Genomic DNA, 20,846 nt, shown 5'->3' with positions numbered 1-20,846 from the left:
GCCGACGGGAGGCGACCGTGGCGGAGATCGGCGAGACCACTCCCCCTTATCTGCGCATCGTCGGGGAGTTGCGCCGGCGCATCATGGCGGGCGAGTTGGGCCCCGGCGACCGGGTGCCGTCCACCCGGCAGATCGTCCGGGAGTGGGGCGTCGCCATGGCGACCGCCAGTCGCGCGCTCACCGCCCTGCGGCAGGAGAGCCTGGTGCGGGCAGTGCCCGGTGTGGGCATGGTGGTGACCGGCGCGGAGCCGACCACGCCGGGTCGGGGCGCAGCGTCCGGCGGTCGACGCCTGCCGGCTCAGGGGCTGACCCGCGACCAGGTGGTGCGGACCGCCATGAAGATCGCCGACGCCGAGGGGTTACCGGCGCTGAGCATGCGGCGCATCGCGACGGAGTTGGACGTCCCCACCATGTCGCTGTACCGGCAGGTTCGGGGCAAGGAGCAGCTTCTCGTGCTGATGGCGGACGCGGCGTTCGCCGCGTACCGGTTGCCGCGCACGTTCCCGCCCGGGTGGCGAGCCCAACTGGAGTTGCTCAGCCGGCTCCAGTGGTCGATCTACCGGCGGCATCCCTGGCTGGCCCAGGTCATCTCGCTGACCCGCCCCCTGATGGCACCGCACGCCGTCGCGCACACCGAGTGCGCGCTGCGGGCCCTCGCGCGACACGGCCTGGACCAGCACACACAACTCCACCTGGTGGCCGCACTGGCCAACCATGTGCGAGGCACCGCCATCAACCTGGAGCAGGGGGCCGAGGCGGAGCAGGACACCGGCCTGACCGACGACGAGTGGATGGAGGCCCAGGCCGACGTGTTCGGCGGGTTGCTCGCGGCGGGCGAGTTTCCGCATCTGGCCCGGCTCAGCCGGACGGCGATCGACCTCAACGTCGAGAGCCTCTTCGAGTTCGGCCTGCAACGGCTGCTCGACGGCGTGGCGGCGCTGCTCGAACGGTGACCGCTCAGACCGGCTGGGTGGCCTGCTCGGGCAGCCGCGCCCCGGACGCGGCGGCGAAACCGGCGAGCGCTCCGACGCGAAAACGCCCGGTCGATCCTCGCGGATCGACCGGGCGTTTCTGCACTACGGAGCGGTGGCGGAGGGATTTGAACCCTCGGAGGGCGTTAACCCTCACACGCTTTCGAGGCGTGCTCCTTAGGCCGCTCGGACACGCCACCGCCGACGAGGGTACAGGACCGCCGGTTCGGACGCCGAACCGGTATCGCCCGGGCCGGCCTGGCAGGATCTTTGTCATGAGTACGCACATCGGCGCGAAGCCGGGCGAGATCGCCGAGCGGGTCCTGATGCCGGGTGACCCCCTGCGGGCCAAGTGGATCGCGGAGACCTACCTCGAGGGCGCCACCTGCTACTCGACGGTTCGGGGCATGCTGGGCTTCACCGGCCGCTGGAACGGCGTCGAGGTTTCCGTCCAGGGCTCCGGCATGGGCATGCCGTCGGCCTCCATCTACGCCCACGAGTTGATCAACGAGTACGGCGTGAAGACGCTGATCCGGGTCGGCTCCTGTGGTGCCCTCAGCACCGACCTGCAACTGCGGGACGTGGTGGCCGCTATCGGGTCGTCCACCGACTCGAACATGAACCGGATGCGCTTCGACGGGCTGATCGACTACGCCCCGGTTGCCGACTTCGGGCTGCTGCGGACGTCGGTCGAGGTGGCCGAGCGGCGCGGCATCAGCATGCACGTCGGGCCGATCCTGGCGGCGGACGCCTTCTACACCGACCGGCCGGACCTGTACGACACCCTCGCCGACTACGGCGTGCTGGCGGTGGAGATGGAGTCGGCGGCGCTGTACACGATCGCCGCCCGCTTCAAGGCCCGCGCGTTGACCGTGTTGACAGTCAGCGACCACATCAAGACCGGCGAAAAGACCACCTCGGAGGAGCGCGAGCAGACCTTCAGCCAGATGGTCGAGATCGCCCTCGACACGATCATCGCCTGACCCGTTCCGGCGGGCGGCGTCACCGCGACGAGCGTGATGACTGTGAGGCATAAAGATGCCGCACAGTCATCACGCTCTTTCGCATCACGCCGGCCGGCTCAACCGAGCCACGCCGGCCCGACCGAGCCCCGCCAACCCAACCGGGCCAGGCCGACCGGCCCGCGCCAGGCCGGTCACACGGCGGCCAGCGCTTCCGTCGGCGCGAGCCGGGCGGCGCGCACCGCCGGGTAGAGCCCGGCGAAGCCGCCGATGACAAGTGTCGCGCCCACCCCGCCGAGCATCGCCCAGGCCGGCACCACCGTCGGCCAGTCCTGCGACAGCGCGTAGCCCGAGGTGACCAGGATGCCCAGCACCACCCCACCGATCCCGCCGAGCGCGGAGAGCAGCAGCGATTCGGTGAGGAACTGGGTCCGGACCTGACCGCGGGTGGCGCCGAGTGACCGGCGCAGGCCGATCTCGGCTCGGCGTTCCAGCACCGAGATCACCATGGTGTTCGCCACGCCGACCCCACCGACCAGCAGGGCGACCGCGCCGAGGCCCAGCAACAGGCCTGTGAACGCGTCGTCGGTCGCCTCGGCGGCTGCCAGCGCGTCTGAGGGCCGGGACACCTCGACCTCGTTCGGCGCCTCCGGGTTGGTGGTCGCGCCGAGCACGGACCGGACCGCCTCGACCTGCGACTCCTGGGCCCGGGTGTAGACGGTGGTCGGGTGACCGTCGAAGCCCAGGTATTCGGTGGCCGCCGGCCAGCCGACCAGCGCCGAGGTGTCCAACTCCGGGGCGAGTGGCGCGGCGGCGAGGGTGCCGACGACTGTGAACGGCCGCCCACCGAGCCACACCTGCACCTGCGGGTCGGCCGTGGTGATCCCGAGCCGCTGCGCCGCGGTGGCGCCGAGCACGACCGCCGGGTAGCGGGCTGTCGCCTCGTTGAGCCACGTGCCGGTGGCCACCTCGGCCCCGACGGTGCCGAGCAGGTCCAGCCGGGCAGCCCGGGTGGCGAGCCCACCGGTCTCCGCCGCCGGAATCCGGTCCGAGCGGTACACCTTGGCGTCGGAGAGCTGCCCGGTCGCGGACACCTCGGTCACCGGGCCGATCCGCCCGATCATCGCGATCGACTCCTCGGGCAGTTGCGCGTCCGCACCGAACAGGGTGCTGCCCGGCTCGACGGTGAGCAGGTTGGTGCCGAGCGCGTCGAGCGCCCGGTCCAGCTCGGCCCGGGACGACGAGGAGATGCCCACCACCGCGATCATCGCGGCGATGCCGATCGCGATGCCCAACGCGGAGAGGAACGCCCGCAGCGGACGGGTCCGCAGCCCCACCCCACCGACGCGCAGGACGTCCGCAGGCCGCAGTCGGGCCGGAGTCAGCGTCGCCATCAGCCGACCCCGCCCGACGCGAGGGCCGAGTCGTGCCGCACCGCGCCGTCGCGCATCCGCACCTGCCGGGGCAGGCTCCCCGCGATCTCCCGGTCGTGGGTGATCACCACGACGGTGGTGCCGGCCCGGTGCAGATCGTGCAGCAACTCCAACACCCCGGCACCAGAGTGGGAGTCCAGGTTGCCGGTTGGTTCGTCGGCCAGCAGCACCGCCGGCTCGCCGACCACAGCGCGGGCCACGGCCACCCGCTGCCGTTCCCCACCTGACAGCTCGTGCGGCCGGTGCCCCAACCGGTGGCCCAGGCCAACCCGGACCAACGCGGCCTCCGCCCGTTCGCGCCGCCGCCGCAGCGGTACGCCGGAGTAGAGCAACCCGTCGGCCACGTTGTCCACGACCGGGACGCCGGGAGCGAGGTGGAACTGCTGGAAGACGAAGCCGATCCGGGTAGCCCGCAACGCGGACAGCTCCCGATCGGTCAGCTTCGCCGCGTCGTACCCGTCGATGAGCACGCTGCCCGACGACGGCCGGTCCAGGGTGCCGATCAGGTGCAGCATCGTCGACTTGCCCGACCCGGACGGGCCGACGATCGCCACCAGCTCGCCGTGGCCGATCCGCAGCGACACGTCGTCCAACGCGACGACGCCACCGGCGTACCGCTTGCTGACCCGGTCGAGCGCTATCACCTCGCCGCTCACGTCGGCACCACAACCGTCGTGCCCTCGGCGAGGTCCGTACCGGTGACCTCCACCCGGCCGTCGGCGAACAACCCGGTGGTCACCGCGAGGACCCGGCTCGCGTCGCCCTCGACGACCTGGACGCCGTAGCCGCCCTCGGCCAGCGCCAGCAGCGCCGCCACCGGCACGGTGAGCACGTCGCGGCGCTCCGAGACGGTGAACGTGACGTCCGCGCTGGCCTGGTCGAGGCCGGTGAGGGCCTTCGGGTCGGTCACCGCGACTGTCACCTCGACCTTCGTCTCGGCGTCGCCGGTCTGCCCGTTGGCGCCGGCCGCGCCGGCCTGGACGACCGTCTCGACAGTGCTGATCGTGCCCGCCACCGCCCGGCCGTCCGGCAGCCGGACGCTGACCTTCGCGTCGCGCTTGGCCAACCGCTGGTCGTCCACGTCCAACTCGACGGTGACGACCCGGCTGGTGCCGGTGTAGGTCAGCACCGCCTGGCCGGGCTGGGTGAGATCGCCGACGTCGGCCTGGTGGCTCTCCACCCGGACCTCCCGCTCGGCGTACACGATCCGCCCCGGCTCGACCCGGCCGGTCTCGGCCAGACCCAGGTCCTCCTGCCACTCCCGGACGGCGTCGGCGGTGGCGCCGGTGTACTCGTCGTCGACAGTGAAGCCGGTGTAGCCCAGCGCTTCGAGGTTCTTCTCGAACTGCGCGACGTCGGCACCCTCCACCCCGGGGGCGAGGGTCCGGTACGCGGGCAGCCCGCCGTAGAGGAGCACCACCTCCTCGTTGTCGACGAGGTAGAGCGACTTTCCCCGCCGTACCGTCGACCCGGTCGCGGCCAACCCGGTGACGGTGCCGCTGAGCTTCGCCGTGGCGGTACGGGTCGCGCCGTACCCCAGCTCACCGTCGGCGGTCTCCGAGTCGGCGAGGGTCTGCCGGGTGACAGTGGCGGTGGCGGGTGGCGCGCCGCCGGCCTGGGCGCGGCCCCCGTCGGCACCGCCGCCGAAACCCACAGCGGCGACCACCCCCACGGCAGCGACCAGCAGGACGACGCCGCCGGTGACGGCGGCGCGCAGCCGCGAGCGTCGGATGGCCCCGGTCACCGGCCACCACCGAACTGCGGCGCGTGCTGCCGGCACTTCTCCATGGCGGCCTTCATGGCCGGGTCGCTGATGTCGATGGCGTTGCCTCCCGCCCCGATCCGGACCCGCCCGTCGGCGTCCGGGTCCGGGAAGTCCGGCACCCCGTTCTCCCGCATGCACTTGGCCAGGGTGCGCATCTGCTCGGCCTGCTCGGGGTTGAGCTGCGGTCCCTGCCCGCCGTTGGGCAGCTTGTCCTGGCACTTCTCCATGGCAGCCTGGACCTTCTGCTGGTCCACGTCCGCGCCGAACCGGAAGCCGGGACGGCCGCCCGCCTCCGGGTCGGGCATGTCCACCCCGTTCTCCCGCATGCACCTGGCGAAGGCGAGTTGCCGGTCCGAGTCACTGACCGGCGCGCCGCTCGCCGTGGCCCCGGCCTTCGCCCCACCGGCGGTCGCGACCCCGCCGCCGTCGTCCCCTCCCGAGCCGCACCCCGACAGCGCCAGGGCGAGCAGGACGGGGATCGCAAGCATCTGTCGTCGCATGGTGTCCGCTTCCGCTCAGGTCCGGCGCGGTTCGCCGAACGTGGCATCCAGTGCACGGCAGCGGGCGTATCCCCGGCGTTACCGTCAGCGGTTATGCCGGCGTTACCGCACCCCGAGCACCATGGAGGGGTGAGAGTGCTGGTGGTCGAAGACGAGAACGTGCTGGCGGACGCCATCGCCGAGTGGCTGCGTCGGGAGTCGTTCGCTGTCGACGTGGCGTACGACGGGGACGCCGCGTTGGAACGGCTCGGCGTCAATGAGTACGCGGTGGTGGTCCTGGACCGGGACCTGCCGGTGGTGCACGGCGACGACGTGTGCCGGGCGATCGTGGACGCGGGTGGGGAGACCCGGGTGCTGATGCTGACCGCGTCGGCGGCGGTCCGGGAGCGGGTGGCGGGGTTGGCGCTCGGCGCCGACGACTACCTGACCAAGCCGTTCGCCCTGGTCGAGCTGTCGGCTCGGGTGCACGCGCTGACCCGCCGGTCCCGTCCGGCGGCACCGCCGACGCTGCGTCGCGCCGGCATCTGGCTCGACCCTGCCCGACACGAGGTTCGCCGCGACGACCGGCACGTGGCGCTGTCCCGCAAGGAGTTCGCGGTGCTGGCCGAGCTGTTGCGCGCCGACGGCGCGGTGGTCTCCGCCGAGGATCTGCTGGAACGTGCCTGGGACGAGCACATCGACCCGTTCACCAACGTCGTCCGGGTGACCGTCATGAAGCTGCGCCGCAAACTGGGCGACCCGCCGGTGATCGAGACGGTTCCCGGGGCGGGGTACCAGATCCGATGAAACGCCTCACGATCCGCGCCCGGCTCACCCTCATCTACGGCGGGCTCTTCCTGTTGGCCGGCGTGGTTCTGCTCGCCGTCACGTACGTGCTGGTGGATCAGCGGATGCCGCAGCCGTTCGGGGTGAAGCTGAGCGACCTGCCGAAGACCGCCCCCACGACGCCCAGCGGGCAGAACGTCGACAACCTGCGCACCCTGTTGCAGGAGCTGCAGGACGAGGCGAAGCGCAACGCCCTGGAGTCGCTGCTGACCCAGGGCGGTATCGCGTTGATCGTGGTGTCGACGGTGGCTATCGCGTTCGGCTGGTTGCTCGCCGGTCGGGCGTTGCAGCCCCTGCTCCAGATCACCGGCACGGCCCGCCGGATCGCCGGCGCGGACACCGCCGGCCGTGGTCTGCACGAGCGGATCGCGCTGACCGGCCCTCCCGACGAGGTGCGCGAACTCGCCGACACGTTCGACGAGATGCTGGAACGGCTGGACCGCTCCTTCGACGGGCAGCGCCGGTTCGTGGCGAACGCCTCGCACGAGCTGCGTACGCCGCTGGCGCTCAACCGCGCCCTGGTGGAGCTGGCGGTCACCCGCCCGGACGCGTCGGCGGAGACCCGGCGGTTGGGCGAGTCGCTGCTGGCGGTCAACGAACGCCACGAGCGGCTGATCGACGGCCTGCTGACCCTGGCCGACTCGGAGAACGAGCTGACCGAGCGTACGCCTGTGGACCTGGCCGAGGTCTGCGCGCACACCACCGACCAGGCCGGGAAGCAGGCACCGGGCGTGCGGGTACGGCGGGCGCTGGCCCCGGCGCCGACCAGCGGCGACCCGGTGCTGTTGGAGCGGCTCACGTTCAACCTGGTGGAGAACGCGTTGCGCCACAACCTGCCCGCCGACGGTTGGGTGGAGGTGCGCACCGGGCTGGTCGACGGCCGTCCCACCCTCACCGTGACAAACACCGGCCCGGTCATCCCCGGTTACGACGTCGAGACGATGTTCCAGCCCTTCCGCCGGCTGTCGCGGGAGCGGGTCGTCGGCGCGCGGGGCTTCGGGCTGGGGCTGTCCATCGTCCGCGCGGTGGCCCGGGCCCACGGTGGCACCGCCGAGGCGCAGCCCCGCCCGGACGGCGGCCTGATCGTCACTGTCGCCCTGCCGCCGGCCTGACCGGCGGCCCGGTCTCAGCGGAAGAACGCGCGCAGCACTGTGGCGGTCTCGGCCTCCAGCACCCCGCCGTAGACCTCGGGGCGGTGGTTGAGCCGACGGTCCCGCAGCACGTCCCAGAGCGATCCGGCCGCGCCGGTCTTGGGCTCCCATGCGCCGAACACGACTGTGGAGACCCGGGCCAGCACCAGCGCCCCGGCGCACATGGTGCACGGTTCGAGGGTGACCACCAGGGTGCAGCCGTCCAGCCGCCACCGGCCGGTGCGCTCGGCGCCTCGGCGCAGGGCCAGCACCTCGGCGTGGGCGGTGGGGTCGCCGGTCAGCTCCCGCTCGTTGCGTCCGGTGGCCAACTCGGTGCCGTCCGGCCCGTAGAGCACCGCCCCCACCGGCACGTCGTCGACGTCGGTGCTGACCGGGTCGTCGACGGGCGGACCGGCGACGGCGATCTCCAGGGCGCGTCGCATCCACAGCTCGTGCCGCTGCCGTCGGCCGACCTCACCCGGGTCGGCGAGGCCCTCGTGGGCGCCGGGCCCGGCGCGGCCCACCACACCGGGAGTCGGCTGACCGGGTCGGATCGACTCCAGCGACGGGTCGGTGGCGTCGGCCGGCTCAGACCTCACGCAGCTCCTCGACCTCGTCGGCGCAGCCGAGCACCTGGCAGATCTCGGCGGTGACGTCCGCCGGCATCATCCCCTCGTGGGAGCAGAGGGTCAGCAGCTTCTGCGCGGAGATGCCCAGGTTGGCCAGCAGGTCGGCCTCACCGACCGGGTCGGCCTCCGGGTCGACGACGGGCTGCTCGCTCTCCTCGTCACCGGTGGTCGACGGGCGCGGCTCCTCGTCACCGTCGAGCCCGGTGACCGAGGTCTTCAGGTCACCGACCAGCAGCGACCCCAGCTGCGACTCCTCGGCGTACGCGGAGTCCGAACCGAACACCCGCAGGTCCTCGCCCTCGTCCAGGCGCAGGATCACCAGGTACGCGTCGTCGGCCTCGACGAAGAGCAGCGACACGTCGGCCTCCAGGTCGACGTCACGCAGCCGGTCGGCAACCTCGTCGATGTCGGTCGCGCCACGCAGGCTGACCTCGGCGGCGGTCCAGCCACTGTCGTCGCGCACCACGGCCGCAGCGAAGTACGACACGGTCCCCCCAATAGCCCTCGACACAGCGTCGACTCGTTACGCGTGCACGTTAGCCGGTCGGGTCGGCGGGCGACCCGTCAACGCCCCGAAGCGCGGGTCATTCCTGACAAAGTCGGCTCAGCCGACGACTCGACGGCGGGTGGCGATGAGCTGGCGCAGACGCTCGGTGCGCTGCCGCTGCGGTCGGCTGCGCTGGCGGACCGCCCGGGCGCCCGCCAACTCGGCCAGCAACTGCAGGCGACGGCGATTGCGATCGGGATCCTGCCGCGGAGTGGTCCAGGCCATAGTGCCGAGCCTGCCGAGTCTCGGCGGCCGCGTCAAGACGGCGTTCGCTACGCAGCCAACCGGGCACAGGGTGCAGTCACCGGGCGTCGTTTCGGGGCCGCTCCGTGCCGGTCACCACAGCGGCCAGTCACCACTGGTCGCCCAGCGGACCGCCACGACGGCGGCGGCGATGCTCCAACCACCCGCCGTGACGATGGCGACCCCGGTGGCCACCCCCCGGTCGCCGTAGCGGACCAGCACCAGGGCGGTGACCCAGGCCAGCAGGCCGGCGATCACCGTCCACCACGCGTAGCTGGCCACGTCGGTGCCGAGCAGGCCGAACAGCAGCAGCCAACCGGCGGCCGCACCGGCGCCGGAGGCGACACCGCCGCCGGTGATCGGGTGCGGCTCGCGGTAGGTGGGCCGGGTCGGGGGCCCGGAGGGGAAGAGGCCCGACGGGGTACGCGGCAGCGGGCGGGCGGCACCGAAATCCGGGCCAGGTTCGGGTCGGGCAATGGTCACCGTCGCTGCCCTCCCTCACGCGTGCCGCTCGTGCCCACGGTACCGGCTCTGCCAGGATGACCGGATGTCCTCGCCGACGATCAGCCGCCGCGCTCGTCCGGCGTACCCGATCCTGCTGCTGCTCGCCCCGGTGCTGGCCGCCGGCTGCGCGACCACCCGGCCGGGGGTGCCCGACGGCGCCGCGCCGACGCCACCGTCGGTCTGGGCGACCGCCGACCAGCCGGCGTCGCAGTCGCCCACGGCCACGACGACGGCGACCGACCCGAGCCCTCCGGCGCCGTCGTCGGCCATGCCGTCCGCGACGGCACCCCGCGCCGGGCTGAAGCATGTCTTTCCGGTACGCGCCGACGACGTCGACTACCACACCACGCACGGGGCGTACCCGGCGACGGACCTCTTCGCCGACTGCGGCGAGCCCTTCGTGGCGGTGACCGACGGGACGGTGCTGGAGGTGAGCCGCGTCGACAGGTACACCAAGCGTGGGCGGCAGGGTCCGGACAACGGCGGCCTGTCGGTCTCCCTGCTCGGCGACGACGGAGTGCGCTACTACGGCTCGCACCTGAGCGTGGTGGCCAGCGGCGTCGACGCCGGGGTGCGGGTCCGGGCCGGGCAGCAGCTCGGCAAGGTGGGCCGCACCGGCAACGCGAACAACGTGTGTCATGTGCACTTCGGCATCTCGCCGGCGTGCGCCGGCAAGGACGGCTGGTGGATCCGGCGCGGGGTGATCTGGCCGGCGCGTTACCTGGACTCCTGGCGGCGCGGCGGCAATCGGGAGCCGGCCGCCGAGGTCACCGCGTGGCAACGCAAGCACGGCTGCCCGAAGGCGCCCTGACATGGCTGACGCGAGAGATCCCATCGCCGACCTGCGTCGGATCGCGTTTCTGTTGGAGCGGGCGAACGAGGCCACCTACCGGGTACGCGCGTTCCGGTCGGCGGCGAAGGCGCTGGCCGGCCTGTCCGCGGCCGAGCTGACCGAACGGGCCGGCAACGGCACGCTCACCGAGCTGGCCGGGGTCGGTGACGTGACGGCCCGCTGCGTGGCGGAGTCCCTTGCCGGTGAGGAGCCGGTCTACCTCCGCCGGCTGGTGGCGACCGAGGGCAGTGACCTGGACGCCGAGGCCACGGCGCTGCGCACCGCCCTGCGCGGCGACTGTCACACCCACTCGGACTGGTCCGACGGCGGCTCACCCATCGAGGAGATGGCGCTGGCCGCTGTGGAGTTGGGCCACGAGTATCTGGTGCTGACCGACCACTCGCCCCGGCTGACGGTGGCCCGGGGGCTGACCGCGGAACGGTTGCGCCGGCAGCTCGACCACGTGGCGCAGGTCAACGCGGCGCTGCCCGAGGGGTTCCGGATCCTCACCGGGATCGAGGTGGACATCCTCGCCGACGGCTCCCTGGACCAGGACGACGACCTGCTGGCGCGGCTGGACGTGGTGGTCGGGTCGGTGCACAGCGGCCTGAAGGACGAGCGGTCGAAGATGACCCGGCGCATGCTGAAGGCGGTCGCCAACCCGCACCTGGACATCCTCGGCCACGTCACCGGGCGGATGGTGTCGTCCCGCCCGGCAGGGGTGACCGGTCCGGGTGATCGGGGGCACCGCGCCCGTACCCGGGCGGAGAGCGACTTCGACGCGGACGCCGTCTTTGCCGCCTGCGCCGAACACGACACCGCCGTCGAGATCAACTCCCGGCCGGAGCGGCAGGACCCTCCGAAGCGCCTGATCCGTCGGGCACTGGAGGCTGGCTGCCGGTTCGCCATCAACACGGACGCGCACGCGCCCGGCCAACTCGACTGGCAACGATTCGGCTGCGAACGCGCGGCCCTCTGCGGCGTCCCCGCCGACCGCGTGATCAACACCTGGTCGGCAGAGCAACTGGTGGCCTGGACGCACGACCGACCGCCCCGGCGTTGATCGACCTGTCCGCGCGCGGGCGCGGCGGTGTCAGCGGCGGGCGGGTTCGACGGCGGGTGTTGCGGGTGCGCCGACACCGACGACCGGACTGCTCCGGCGGCGGCTGAACATCCCCTGCGAGACCGCGACCCCGAGCAGCACGATCAGCGCGCCGACCGGTTGGTGCCAGTTGAGTCGTTCGTCGAGCGCCAGAGCACCGATCAGCACCGCGAAGATCGGGATCAGGTACGTGACGGTGGACGCGGTAGACGCGCCGGCCACCCGGATGTTGCGCATGTTGATCACGAATGCGAGCCCGGTGCCGAGCGCGCCGAGGGTCAGCACACTCGCCACCACCCCGGCCGACAGCTCGGTGGGCAGCGGCGGCAGGCCGGCGACGAAGGGGGTGACGATCGCCAGTTGCGCGGCGGCGAGCAGCAGTTGCGCTGTGGAGAGCGACAGACCCGAGTGAGCGCTGCCGGCGACGAACCGCTTCTGGTACGGGATGGCCACGCCGTAGCAGGCCGCCGCACCGAAGCACATGAGCTGGCCGGTGAAGTGCGCACCGCCGATGCCCTCCCAGACCCCGAGCACCACCAGCACGCCGACGAAGCCGAGCCCGAGCCCGACGGCACGGCGCACTGTGAGCCGCTCGGTGCGGAAGACCAGCACCGCCAGCGGCAGCACGATCAACGGCGTGGTGGCGTTCCAGATGCCGGCCAGCATCGACTCGACCCGCTGCTCGCCGTAGCCGAAGAGGGTGAACGGCACCGCCACGCCGAAGGCGGCGACGACGGTCAGGTGCGCCCAGACCCGGGGCTCGCGGGGCAGCCGGTCGCGCAGCACCGCGAGGACCACCAGCAGGGTCAGCGCGCCGGCGACGACCCGGTAGAGGGTGAGTTGGACCGGGTGCAGCTCGGCCACCCCGACCTTGATGAAGAGGAAGCTGGAACCCCAGATCGCGGCGAGGGCGACGAAGCCGGGCAGCCAGGCGCGGACCGGCACTTTGTCAGGAGTGGTATCGGTGGTCACCCCTGACACTCTGCCGCAACCGTACGACAAAGTCGCGCCCCTTTCGGCCGTCACGCCGGGCCTGAACCCGCAGCTCGAACACGACAAGCGTCGGCGACACCGGGGTGGGGTGGTCACGTAGGGTCGCAGCGTGGGACGAATTGATGAACTCGCCAACCGCTACGTGGCCGAGTGGGCGCCGTTGAGCCCCACCGGCGCGACCTTCGTCGGCATCGCCGGCCATGACGACCAGCTCGACGACCTCTCGCCCGACGGCTACGCAGCCCGCGCGGACCTCACCCGCCGCACGCTCACCGAGCTGGAGGTGACCGAGCCGGCCACCGAATCGGAACGGATCGCCAAGGAGGCCATGCAGGAACGGCTCGGCCTGGACCTCGCCCGGTACGACGCCGGCGAGGTGACCAGCGAGGTCAGCGTGATCGCCAGCGGGCTGCACGAGATTCGCATGGTGTTCGACCTGATGGCGACCGCGACCAGCGACGATCAGGCCAACATCGCCGCCCGGCTGAACGGCTTCGGCGCCGCGCTGGAGGGCTACAAGACCACGCTGCGGGAGGCGCTCGCCGCCGGTGAGGTCAGCTCGAAGGTGCAGCTGGTCGAGGTGGCCAAGCAGTGCGACATCTGGGTCGACCCGACCGGCGACAACTTCTTCCACGGGCTGGTCGAACGGCTGGGAGCGGAGGGCACCCTCGGCTCGGAGCTGCGTCGGGGTGCGGCGGCGGCGACCGCGGCGACCGCCGAGTTCGGTCAGTTCCTGCGTACCGAGCTTGCCCCGCACGGGCGGGACAAGCAGGCCGCCGGCCGGGAACGCTACGAACTCGCCTCGCAGTACTTCCTCGGCGCCAAGATCGACCTGGACGAGACGTACGCCTGGGGTTTCGCCGAGCTTGCCCGCCTGGAGGCGGAGATGCGGGTCGTGGCGGGGCGCATCGTCGGCCCCGGTGCCACAGTCGACGAGGCCGTGACCGCGTTGGACGCCGACCCGGCCCGGACCATCCAGGGCAAGGAGGCGTTCCGGGACTGGATGCAGGCGCTGGCCGACAAGGCGATCACCGAACTGCACGGCACCCACTTCGACATCCCGGAGCAGGTCCGCCGGATCGAGTGCTGCCTCGCCCCGACCAGCGACGGCGCCATCTACTACACCGGCCCGAGCGAGGACTTCTCCCGTCCGGGTCGGATGTGGTGGGCGGTGCCGCAGGGCATCAGTGACTTCTCGACCTGGCGAGAGGTGACCACGGTCTACCACGAGGGCGTGCCAGGTCACCATCTCCAGGTCGCGCAGACCGCCGTCCGGGCTGACCTGCTCAACCGCTGGCAGCGGCTGCTCTGCTGGGTCTCCGGGCACGGCGAGGGCTGGGCGCTCTACTCGGAGCGGTTGATGGACGAGCTGGGTTACCTGGAGGACCCGGGCGACAAGCTGGGCATGCTCGACGGCCAGGCGATGCGCGCGGCACGGGTGATCGTGGACATCGGCATGCACCTGGAACTGGAGATCCCGAAGGACAATCCCTTCGGTTTCCGGCCGGGCGAGCGGTGGACGCCCGAGCTGGGCTGGGAGTTCATGCGGGCGCACTGCCGGGTTCCGGACGAGAACCTGCGCTTCGAGCTGAACCGCTACCTGGGCTGGCCGGGGCAGGCGCCGTCGTACAAGGTGGGTGAGCGGATCTGGCTCCAGGCCCGCGAGGACGCCAAGGCCCGCAAGGGCGCCGACTTCGACCTGCGGGAGTTCCACCGGCAGGCGTTGGACCTGGGTGCGCTGGGTCTCGACCCGCTGCGCCGGGCGCTGGCCCGGCTCTGACCGGGTACGGCTGCGCGCGTCGCCGGTGCGACGAGTCCGTCGCCGCGCGCAGCCACGCCCCCGAGTCGAGGCCGCTCGCGCGGTTGCGCGCTCAACCGAGGGTGAGTGCCAGTCCCGGGCGGGCGGTCAGCGTGTCGCTGGTGACGTACGCCAGGTCGATGGCGGGGTCGGTGAACGTGATCGGGATAGGCGAGGTGACCGGAAGGCCGTCCGGTAGCGGCAGGTCCGGAGTCAGCGTGATCTTGATGCCGAGCAGCCGGCCGACGAACCGGGTCGCGTAGAAGGCCACGTCTCCCCGGACGGTCAGCTGGTTGGTCGCGTATCGCTGGTTGCGCCCTGCGGGGCCGTCGGCCCGCAGCAGGAAGTCGCTGGTCACCGCCTCCCGCATGCTGAACTTCAGCACCTTGAGGTCGCCCGCCACGGTGTGCAGGTCCGTGACCCCGTCGAACCGCAGCCCGGTCATCCGCACCGACGATCCGGTGAGCTTCGACGGCGTCCGGGCCACCGTCGGCAGGGCCGGATCGGCGGCGATCCGCGGCAGGAGCTTGCCCGGCTGCACCGTTCCCGGCTTGCCGGGTGCCGGCGTGCCGGGCTTGCCCGGTGGCTGGGACGGGCAGTCGCCGGGGCCGGGGCGGGGCGTCGCCGTGCTGGTCGGCCGGGCTGTCGGGGTGGCCGTGGGGGACACCGCGGGCGCGGGGTCCTCCTGGCCGCCGACGCCGAGCAGATCGCCGATTCCGTCCAGGATGTCGGTGATCACGTTGCCGCCCCGCGCCGGGCTCGGGGTGGGCGTCGGCGTGGCCGCGCTGCGGCTGGGCGACGGGGTGACGGCCCGGGGCGGGGTGGGACAGCCGGTCGAAGTCGATCGGCTCGGTGCGGCCTGCACCGCTCGGGGCTGGCTGGCCAGGCCGACGGCCGCCAGCCCGAGGACCACGAGAGCGATGGCGAAGGCTCGCGGGTCGGCGGAACGTCCCGGCCACCCGGGCGGCGCACCCTCGTCGGACGCCCCGGCAGTCTCGGCCTGCCCGGTATCGGCCTGCTCGATCTCGGCCTGTCGTGGGCTGGGTGGGGTGGGGTGGATCGGCGTCCAGGCGAAGGCGAGCGCGCTGCCGACGATGCCGAGCAGCAGACCGACGAAGAAGCCGCCGAGGTTGAGCCCGATCAGCGAGTAGACAGCGGTGACCGCCGCGACGACCGAGTAGAACAGCCGCTGCGCCGGGGTGAACCAGAGCAGCAGGCCACAGGTCACGAGGATGATCGGAATCAGCAGCGAGAGCAGGCCGGTCGCGCCACTGTGGAAGCTGAGACCGTTGAGGGTCATCCGGGTGGAGGCGAACATTTCCAGCCCGGCCAGGGCGATGAGCAGTCCGCCCCAGAACGGCCGGCTGCGCTGCCAGCGGCGGAAGAGCCGCCACGCCTGAGCCGGACCAGCGGGCCGGGCGTGGGACGGGTTCGCGGTTGTCACGTACTCCTCCTGGCCGAGCGGGGACGAAACCGAGCGGGGGCATGGGCCCGGCCCGCGGCGCTGACCACCGCGGGCCGTGGCTCAGTTCAGAAGCACTCCTTGCCCTTGGCGTCGTCACCCACGTTGACCTTGAGCCGGAGGCCGACCAGGTTGAACGTGGCCGCCGTGGTGTAGCGGGACACCTGTTGCAGGTTGGTGATGGTGACGTGGTCGGAGTTCTGGCCGAACGAGCCGGACTGCGCGCTCGGGTTCAGGTCGGTGGCGTCCCGACCGATCTTGATGTTGGTGAAGGTCGCATTGCCGTTCAACGAGTCCATCGCGATCAGCAGGTCCTTGGCGCGGGCGGGTTCCTTGCCTTCGCCGGCGTTGATGGTGAGGACCACCGGCAGGCCCGGCAGGTCGGCGCGGACGGACTGGCAGAGGCTGTAGAGCTCGGCGCTGCTGATCTCGGAGAGCGCGATCGGGTGGACCTGGCCGGACTTGCCGTCCTTGCCCTTCTCGCGGACGATGCCGCCGTACTGCTTGAAGCCGTCGCCCTCCAGGCGGTCGGCGCCGATCTTGAACGTCTGCCCGGAGACGGTGATGTCGGAGGCGATAGCGCCGGTCGACATTCCGAAGAGGATGGCGCCGGCAGCCGCCGTGGCGGGCACCATCATGGCGGCGAAACGCCACCATCGGGTACGACCCTGACTGTCCAACCGATCCTGCACGGGTTCCTCCTCGGGTCGGTGCGCGCGAGTGGCCGGTCCGTTACGGGCGGCCCGCACTGGGAGCCCGTGATCTGTTACCGGCTGGTAACCATCGGGCTTGATGGTGCACCCGTCGCGGCGCAGGTCACAACCCCCTGATTACCGGGCGATAACAGTCGAGCGACCAGACGAAAGCGCGGCATCACGGATCGTCAACGCATTCACCGTCATGACCGTCCGAAATGACCACAAGGCGGGCAGATCGCGGCGGATAAGCAGCACAGAGTGACGCTACATTGACTAATTACAATCAAGTAACAAATGTAAAGCACGCAGGTGGCGCAGGTTGCCACATGATCGAGGGGCGGACCGCATCGCGGCCCGCCCCTCGATCACACATCCGGTCGTACGCGCGTCAGCGCTGCTCCACCTCGCCCGGAGCCGGACGCTGGGTCGGCACCGTCGGGTCCTCCGACTTCCAGTTCGTCGAAGCCGGCGGGATCTCGTCGGTCAGTGGCCCGCCGACCGGCTGCGGCCTGGGCTGCTCGACGGTATCCGTGTCGCGGACCGGCTCCTGGTCCACCCGGGTGGGCGTCGGGTCGGCGACCGCCGGCTCGGCGCGGTGCCGGGCAGACCCGCCCTCGGGTCGGGTCACCAGCCACACCCCGAAGACGACAGCGAGCAGACCGAGGACACCGGCGACGATCGGACCCCAGAAACTGATCAGGCCGATCTTGAAGCGGTTGTCCTTGACCGTCTCGACACTGCGGCTCACCGTGTCGTCGGTGTAGTTGAAGTCCGCGTCCAACAGCACCGTGGGGGTGCCGGTGTTGGGGCGCAACTCCTTGTGCTGCTGCTCCCGCACGTTCACGTAGGAGCCGGTGACCGGGTCGACCCAGAGCGTCCGGATGTTGCTGTAGACGATCTGGCCGCTGGTGGCGCCGGGCGCGAACTTGCCGACCAGCGTCTGGATGCTGCTCTCCGGGGTGGCCAGCACCTCGTTCTCGATCCGCTGCTCGAAGCGGTACGCCTCGATGCCCTTGATCTTCTCGGTGCCGACGAACTTGGCCGGGACGGCCCGCTTCAGGTCACGGTCGAAGACCTGGTAGTCGCGCTTGTCGGTGCCGAACGGGAACTTGTAGATCTGGCCGGAGTACTTCACGTTGCCGACCGGCGTCCCGTCCGCCCCGGTCTCGTTGAGCCACTGCTCCTTCCACGAGGCGGCCGCGCCGGAGATCCGGTAGAGAGCGAGTTCGGTGCTGTACTGGCTGACCACGTCCTGGTTGTCGACGCGCCGGACCGTCTGGTAGACGTCCCAGATCACCGCGTCGCCCTTGAGGTCCTTGGGCAGCCGATCCTTGGTGTCGTCGGGCTGTGGAATGACCTCGACATTGGACACCAGATCGCCTTGCGGAACCTCGATGCTCACCGAGCTCCCGGTTGCCGTGATCTTCAGGAACCTGGCGTTCTTCGCCTCGGCGACGGACGTCGTTGGCTCAAGATCGTAGGGGAGCTTGGTCACGGCGGGGGCCACATAAAACGGCAGCCCGGCCGCGAAGACCAGCAATAAGACGCCAAGCCCGAAGAGCGCGGCGCCCACGCGAAGCTTCACTCATCCTCCTGTAACCTGCCGCCCTACGACCTGTTGTCCGGGGCACCCGATCCTTAACATGGCGGGAGGTTACTCCCCGGTCACCTTCAAAGCGACCCCCTGGATGTCTAGATGTCCACAGCCGCCGCGCCAACAGTTTCGGAGCCTTCGGTAACCGGCCGACTCCCCGCCCTCGACGCGCTGCGAGCAATCGGCGCGGTGGCGGTCGTCGGTCACCACGTCGGGTTCCAGACCGCCGCCACCATGAACACCACCTGGGGCGGCTGGCTGGCTCGGCTGGACGTCGGCGTCGCCATCTTCTTCGTACTGTCCGGGTTTCTGCTGTTCCGGCCGTGGGCGCTGAACGCGGCGACCGGCCGGGCCCGACCCCGCGCCAAGCGCTACCTGTGGCGGCGAGCCCTGCGCATCCTGCCCGCCTACTGGTTGGCGATCGCGGTCTGCCTGATCGTCCTGCCGCAGAACGGGCAGGCGTCCGTGGCCGACTGGATCCGCCACCTCACCTTCACCCAGATCTATCAACCGGGGCAGTTGCGCGCCGGGCTCAGCCAGACCTGGAGTCTCGCCACCGAGGTCGTGTTCTACCTGCTCCTGCCGCTGATCGCCGCGCTCGCCGTCGGCCGGTCCTGGCGTCCTGTCCGGACCATCGTGATCGTCAGCGGGAGTGCGCTGCTGACCGCCGGGTGGCTCACCCTGATGGGGCTCGGCCAGCTCGACAGGGCCCTGCACACCATGTGGTTCCCCTCGTACGCCGCCTGGTTCGGTGCCGGCATGGCACTGGCGGCGGCGCACGTCGCCCTGCGCACCGGGACCGCGCCCGCGTCCTTCCGGATCCTGGACGACCTGGCCTCGGCGCCGGTCACCTGCTGGGCCGCCGCTGTCGGCCTGATGGCGATCGCGACGACGCCCATCGCCGGCCCCCGCGACCTCGCCGAGCCGACGGCCGCCGAGTTCGGCGTCAAGCTCGCCCTGTACCTCGTGATCGCGGCGCTGATCCTGATCCCGGTGGCCTTCGGCGGGCCGAGCCGGGCCAAGGAGGTCTTCGGCAGCTCGTCCGCTCGATGGCTCGGCGCGGTCTCGTACGGGTTGTTCCTGTGGCACCCCATGGTCATCGAACTCATCTACCTGGTCGACGACCGACCGCTCTTCACCGGCGGGCTGCTCAACACCTTCGCCCTCACCATGGCCTTCGGTCTGGTGTACGCCGCGGTCAGCTACTACGGCGTCGAGCGACCCCTGCAACTGCTCGGGTCGCAGGGTCGCCGCCGATCGACTGGACGTGGGCAGGCATCCGGGACCTCCGCCACCGACGTGGCCGCACCGGCCACCACGCCGCCGACCGTCGCGGCTGGCACGCCGGTGCCCACGGTCGGCGGGTAGCGCCCAGCGCTGGCCCATCGGGGCATTGCCGGCCGGCACACCAGCCCCTAATGTGACGCGGGTCGCTAAATTACTTGAGAGTAGGGTTCGCGTGGAGCGTCGCTTCGGCATGCCCGGACACGTGTTGTTCCTCAACTGGCGAGACACCCGCAACCCCGAAGGTGGCGGTTCAGAGGTGTACGTCGAGCGGATCGCCGCCGAGTTGGTGGCGCGCGGTTTCCGCGCCACCCTCTTCTGCGCCGCCCACGGTCAGGCCCCCGCCGACGAGGTCAACGAGGCTGGCGTACGGGTGGTGCGGCGCGGCGGCCGACACACCGTCTACCTGTGGGCAGCGCTCTGTTACGTCGCGGGTGCGCTGGGTATCGGCCCGCTGGCGGCCCGCCGGGGCGGCCGGCCCGATGTCCTGGTCGACGTCTGCAACGGGTTGCCGTTCCTCGCCCCGCTGTGGGCCCGACGCCCGGTGGTCAAGCTGATCCACCATGTGCACCGCGAGCAGTGGCCGGTGGTGCTTCCCCAGTGGGCGGCCCGGTTCGGCTGGTGGATCGAGTCGTCGCTCGCCGTACGCCTCTACCAGCGGTGCCGGTACGTCACCGTCTCCGAGGCCACCCGCCGAGAGTTGGCCCAGCTCGGCGTGCCGCCGGAGCAGGTCTCAGTGGTGCACAACGGCACCCCGACGCTGCCGCACACCGACGTCGAGCGGGCGACGTTCCCGCTGCTCGTGACGCTGAACCGGCTGGTGCCGCACAAGCGGGTGGAGGTGGCGCTGCGGGCCGTCGCTGCCCTCTCCGACGAGCTGCCGCAACTACGTCTGGTCGTCGCCGGTCAGGGCTGGTGGGAGTCGCACCTGCGTGAACTCGCCGCGGAACTGGACATCACCGAGCGGGTGGACTTCCGGGGCTTCGTGACCGAGGAGGAGAAGGCCGCTCTGCTCGCCTCGGCCTGGGTGGCCCTGACCCCGTCGCTCAAGGAGGGCTGGGGGCTCACCATCGTGGAGGCGGGTTCGGCGGGCACCCCGACTGTTGCGTTCCGGGGAGCGGGCGGAGTCGCCGAAGCGGTCGTCGACGGGCGTACGGGCCTGCTGGCCGACGACATCGACGACTACCTGACGAAGGTGCGCACGCTCCTGCACCGGGATGAGCTGCGGCGGGAGATGGGCGCCCAGGCCCGGGAGCACGCGGCCAGCTTCACGTGGCAGGCCGCGGGTGGGCGCTTCGAGGCGATCCTCAAGGGTGTGGAGTCGCCCCGCCCAGTGCAGCAGCGGGGCGAGCCGTCCTACCTGTCGCCGTAAACCGCGGGGGCGTACGGGTCTTTCTTTCCGGCCCGCTTGGCCGCCTCCGAGACGAGCTTGGCCTCCTGTGCGGCCTCCTCGTCGGTGGCGGTCGCGGCGGCCGAGATCCCGCCGAGAGCCAGGATCCCCAGCAACGCCGCCACCAGGCCAGACACGACCAGGGTCAGAGCTCTACGCATGCCAATCCTCCAATGGCGAGACG

22 protein-coding genes and 1 tRNA gene are annotated in these 20,846 nt (G+C 71.5%); 9 read left to right on the top strand and 14 right to left on the bottom strand.

The genetic code is table 11. The annotated features are described in order from the left end of the window. Window positions 1-17 precede the first annotated feature (17 nt). A complete protein-coding gene (locus OH804_RS29240) occupies window positions 18-953 on the top strand; it encodes a TetR/AcrR family transcriptional regulator C-terminal domain-containing protein (protein WP_406060796.1) in 936 nt (311 codons plus the stop codon). A 131-nt stretch (window positions 954-1,084) separates the two neighbouring features. Here the strand turns inward: OH804_RS29240 and OH804_RS29235 are convergent. After that, window positions 1,085-1,171: transfer RNA gene (locus OH804_RS29235), tRNA-Ser, on the bottom strand. Window positions 1,172-1,246: 75 nt separating this feature from the next. On the opposite strand from OH804_RS29235, the gene deoD reads away from it, so the two are divergent. Next, the gene (deoD, locus tag OH804_RS29230; RefSeq protein WP_030328147.1) at window positions 1,247-1,954 is read left to right on the top strand and encodes a purine-nucleoside phosphorylase; all 708 of its coding nucleotides are present in this window, start codon (window positions 1,247-1,249) and stop codon (window positions 1,952-1,954) included. A 173-nt stretch (window positions 1,955-2,127) separates the two neighbouring features. Here the strand turns inward: deoD and OH804_RS29225 are convergent, their stop codons facing one another. Genes OH804_RS29225 through OH804_RS29210 form a run of 4 tightly spaced genes read right to left on the bottom strand, consistent with a single transcriptional unit; the run spans window position 2,128 to window position 5,619 of the window. After that, window positions 2,128-3,327 carry an ABC transporter permease gene (locus OH804_RS29225; protein ID WP_406060794.1) on the bottom strand — a complete coding sequence of 400 codons (1,200 nt, stop codon included), beginning with the start codon at window positions 3,325-3,327 and terminating at the stop codon, window positions 2,128-2,130. Further along, window positions 3,327-4,010: an ABC transporter ATP-binding protein gene (locus tag OH804_RS29220; RefSeq protein ID WP_196924689.1), complete on the bottom strand. Its 684-nt coding sequence runs from the start codon at window positions 4,008-4,010 to the stop codon at window positions 3,327-3,329. The genes OH804_RS29225 and OH804_RS29220 overlap by 1 nt, the downstream gene beginning before the upstream one ends. Window positions 4,011-4,018: 8 nt before the next feature. Continuing rightward, window positions 4,019-5,110 carry a peptidoglycan-binding protein gene (locus tag OH804_RS29215; RefSeq protein WP_406060792.1) on the bottom strand — a complete coding sequence of 364 codons (1,092 nt, stop codon included), beginning with the start codon at window positions 5,108-5,110 and terminating at the stop codon, window positions 4,019-4,021. Then, window positions 5,107-5,619, bottom strand: coding sequence for a hypothetical protein (locus tag OH804_RS29210; protein WP_231392450.1), 513 nt, complete (start codon window positions 5,617-5,619; stop codon window positions 5,107-5,109). Before OH804_RS29210 ends, OH804_RS29215 begins: the two co-directional genes overlap by 4 nt. 141 nt (window positions 5,620-5,760) lie before the next feature. On the opposite strand from OH804_RS29210, the gene OH804_RS29205 reads away from it, so the two are divergent. Further along, window positions 5,761-6,417 carry a response regulator transcription factor gene (locus tag OH804_RS29205; RefSeq protein ID WP_406060789.1) on the top strand — a complete coding sequence of 219 codons (657 nt, stop codon included), beginning with the start codon at window positions 5,761-5,763 and terminating at the stop codon, window positions 6,415-6,417. Beyond that, window positions 6,414-7,568: a HAMP domain-containing sensor histidine kinase gene (locus tag OH804_RS29200; protein WP_196920195.1), complete on the top strand. Its 1,155-nt coding sequence runs from the start codon at window positions 6,414-6,416 to the stop codon at window positions 7,566-7,568. The genes OH804_RS29205 and OH804_RS29200 overlap by 4 nt, the downstream gene beginning before the upstream one ends. Window positions 7,569-7,582: 14 nt before the next feature. Here the strand turns inward: OH804_RS29200 and OH804_RS29195 are convergent, their stop codons facing one another. The 4 genes from OH804_RS29195 to OH804_RS29180 all read right to left on the bottom strand — a co-directional run bounded on the left by OH804_RS29195 (window position 7,583) and on the right by OH804_RS29180 (window position 9,488). Then, complete coding sequence (locus tag OH804_RS29195) at window positions 7,583-8,029, bottom strand: nucleoside deaminase (RefSeq protein ID WP_196924690.1); 447 nt, start codon at window positions 8,027-8,029, stop codon at window positions 7,583-7,585. A gap of 145 nt (window positions 8,030-8,174) precedes the next feature. Next, entirely contained in the window at window positions 8,175-8,702 is a 528-nt protein-coding gene (locus OH804_RS29190) for a tRNA adenosine deaminase-associated protein (protein ID WP_196920196.1), read from the bottom strand. A gap of 117 nt (window positions 8,703-8,819) precedes the next feature. Next, window positions 8,820-8,987, bottom strand: coding sequence for a hypothetical protein (locus OH804_RS29185; RefSeq protein WP_167362451.1), 168 nt, complete (start codon window positions 8,985-8,987; stop codon window positions 8,820-8,822). Between the two features lie 111 nt (window positions 8,988-9,098). After that, window positions 9,099-9,488 carry a hypothetical protein gene (locus tag OH804_RS29180; protein WP_406060787.1) on the bottom strand — a complete coding sequence of 130 codons (390 nt, stop codon included), beginning with the start codon at window positions 9,486-9,488 and terminating at the stop codon, window positions 9,099-9,101. A gap of 64 nt (window positions 9,489-9,552) precedes the next feature. On the opposite strand from OH804_RS29180, the gene OH804_RS29175 reads away from it, so the two are divergent. Beyond that, complete coding sequence (locus tag OH804_RS29175; protein WP_406060785.1) at window positions 9,553-10,320, top strand: M23 family metallopeptidase; 768 nt, start codon at window positions 9,553-9,555, stop codon at window positions 10,318-10,320. Window position 10,321: 1 nt separating this feature from the next. Further along, entirely contained in the window at window positions 10,322-11,404 is a 1,083-nt protein-coding gene (locus OH804_RS29170; protein WP_406060783.1) for a PHP domain-containing protein, read from the top strand. 30 nt (window positions 11,405-11,434) lie between these two features. On the opposite strand, the gene OH804_RS29165 is transcribed toward OH804_RS29170, so the two are convergent. Continuing rightward, window positions 11,435-12,415: a DMT family transporter gene (locus tag OH804_RS29165; protein WP_406060780.1), complete on the bottom strand. Its 981-nt coding sequence runs from the start codon at window positions 12,413-12,415 to the stop codon at window positions 11,435-11,437. 130 nt (window positions 12,416-12,545) lie between these two features. Between OH804_RS29165 and OH804_RS29160 the strand changes: the two genes are divergently transcribed. Beyond that, on the top strand, window positions 12,546-14,216 hold the full coding sequence (locus tag OH804_RS29160; protein ID WP_196920201.1) for a DUF885 domain-containing protein: 1,671 nt from the start codon (window positions 12,546-12,548) through the stop codon (window positions 14,214-14,216). A 91-nt stretch (window positions 14,217-14,307) separates the two neighbouring features. Here OH804_RS29160 and OH804_RS29155 read toward each other — a convergent pair whose 3' ends face one another. The 3 genes from OH804_RS29155 to OH804_RS29145 all read right to left on the bottom strand — a co-directional run bounded on the left by OH804_RS29155 (window position 14,308) and on the right by OH804_RS29145 (window position 17,979). After that, a complete protein-coding gene (locus OH804_RS29155; RefSeq protein WP_406060778.1) occupies window positions 14,308-15,678 on the bottom strand; it encodes a DUF6114 domain-containing protein in 1,371 nt (456 codons plus the stop codon). Between the two features lie 86 nt (window positions 15,679-15,764). Continuing rightward, a complete protein-coding gene (locus OH804_RS29150) occupies window positions 15,765-16,388 on the bottom strand; it encodes a DUF6230 family protein (RefSeq protein ID WP_196920203.1) in 624 nt (207 codons plus the stop codon). A gap of 394 nt (window positions 16,389-16,782) precedes the next feature. After that, window positions 16,783-17,979 (bottom strand): DUF3068 domain-containing protein, encoded by a 1,197-nt coding sequence (locus OH804_RS29145; RefSeq protein WP_196920204.1) that lies wholly within the window; start codon window positions 17,977-17,979, stop codon window positions 16,783-16,785. 111 nt (window positions 17,980-18,090) lie between these two features. Here OH804_RS29145 and OH804_RS29140 point away from each other — a divergent pair, with 111 nt between their 5' ends. After that, on the top strand, window positions 18,091-19,356 hold the full coding sequence (locus tag OH804_RS29140) for an acyltransferase family protein (RefSeq protein ID WP_406060776.1): 1,266 nt from the start codon (window positions 18,091-18,093) through the stop codon (window positions 19,354-19,356). A gap of 109 nt (window positions 19,357-19,465) precedes the next feature. After that, a complete protein-coding gene (locus OH804_RS29135) occupies window positions 19,466-20,644 on the top strand; it encodes a glycosyltransferase family 4 protein (protein ID WP_196924691.1) in 1,179 nt (392 codons plus the stop codon). Here OH804_RS29135 and OH804_RS29130 read toward each other — a convergent pair. Then, entirely contained in the window at window positions 20,629-20,823 is a 195-nt protein-coding gene (locus tag OH804_RS29130; RefSeq protein ID WP_203122933.1) for a hypothetical protein, read from the bottom strand. The two genes, OH804_RS29135 and OH804_RS29130, sit on opposite strands and share 16 nt — an antisense overlap. Window positions 20,824-20,846 lie beyond the last annotated feature (23 nt).

It is taken from the genome of Micromonospora sp. NBC_00860 (assembly GCF_045207375.1).
GTDB classification, from domain to species: domain Bacteria; phylum Actinomycetota; class Actinomycetes; order Mycobacteriales; family Micromonosporaceae; genus Micromonospora; species Micromonospora vinacea.
Note: the sequence above shows the minus strand (reverse complement) of the source record. Positions and strands in the feature narration are given on the sequence as shown.

What these genes read in the sequence shown, in the direction of transcription:
- OH804_RS29130 (WP_203122933.1), bottom strand. Translation starts at nt 20,823, where the DNA reads ATGCGTAGAGCTCTGACCCTGGTCGTGTCTGGCCTGGTGGCGGCGTTG.
- OH804_RS29200 (WP_196920195.1), top strand. Translation starts at nt 6,414, where the DNA reads ATGAAACGCCTCACGATCCGCGCCCGGCTCACCCTCATCTACGGCGGG.
- OH804_RS29170 (WP_406060783.1), top strand. Translation starts at nt 10,322, where the DNA reads ATGGCTGACGCGAGAGATCCCATCGCCGACCTGCGTCGGATCGCGTTT.
- OH804_RS29210 (WP_231392450.1), bottom strand. Translation starts at nt 5,619, where the DNA reads ATGCTTGCGATCCCCGTCCTGCTCGCCCTGGCGCTGTCGGGGTGCGGC.
- OH804_RS29140 (WP_406060776.1), top strand. Translation starts at nt 18,091, where the DNA reads ATGTCCACAGCCGCCGCGCCAACAGTTTCGGAGCCTTCGGTAACCGGC.
- OH804_RS29225 (WP_406060794.1), bottom strand. Translation starts at nt 3,327, where the DNA reads ATGGCGACGCTGACTCCGGCCCGACTGCGGCCTGCGGACGTCCTGCGC.
- OH804_RS29185 (WP_167362451.1), bottom strand. Translation starts at nt 8,987, where the DNA reads ATGGCCTGGACCACTCCGCGGCAGGATCCCGATCGCAATCGCCGTCGC.
- OH804_RS29175 (WP_406060785.1), top strand. Translation starts at nt 9,553, where the DNA reads ATGTCCTCGCCGACGATCAGCCGCCGCGCTCGTCCGGCGTACCCGATC.
- OH804_RS29195 (WP_196924690.1), bottom strand. Translation starts at nt 8,029, where the DNA reads ATGCGACGCGCCCTGGAGATCGCCGTCGCCGGTCCGCCCGTCGACGAC.
- deoD (WP_030328147.1), top strand. Translation starts at nt 1,247, where the DNA reads ATGAGTACGCACATCGGCGCGAAGCCGGGCGAGATCGCCGAGCGGGTC.
- OH804_RS29135 (WP_196924691.1), top strand. Translation starts at nt 19,466, where the DNA reads ATGCCCGGACACGTGTTGTTCCTCAACTGGCGAGACACCCGCAACCCC.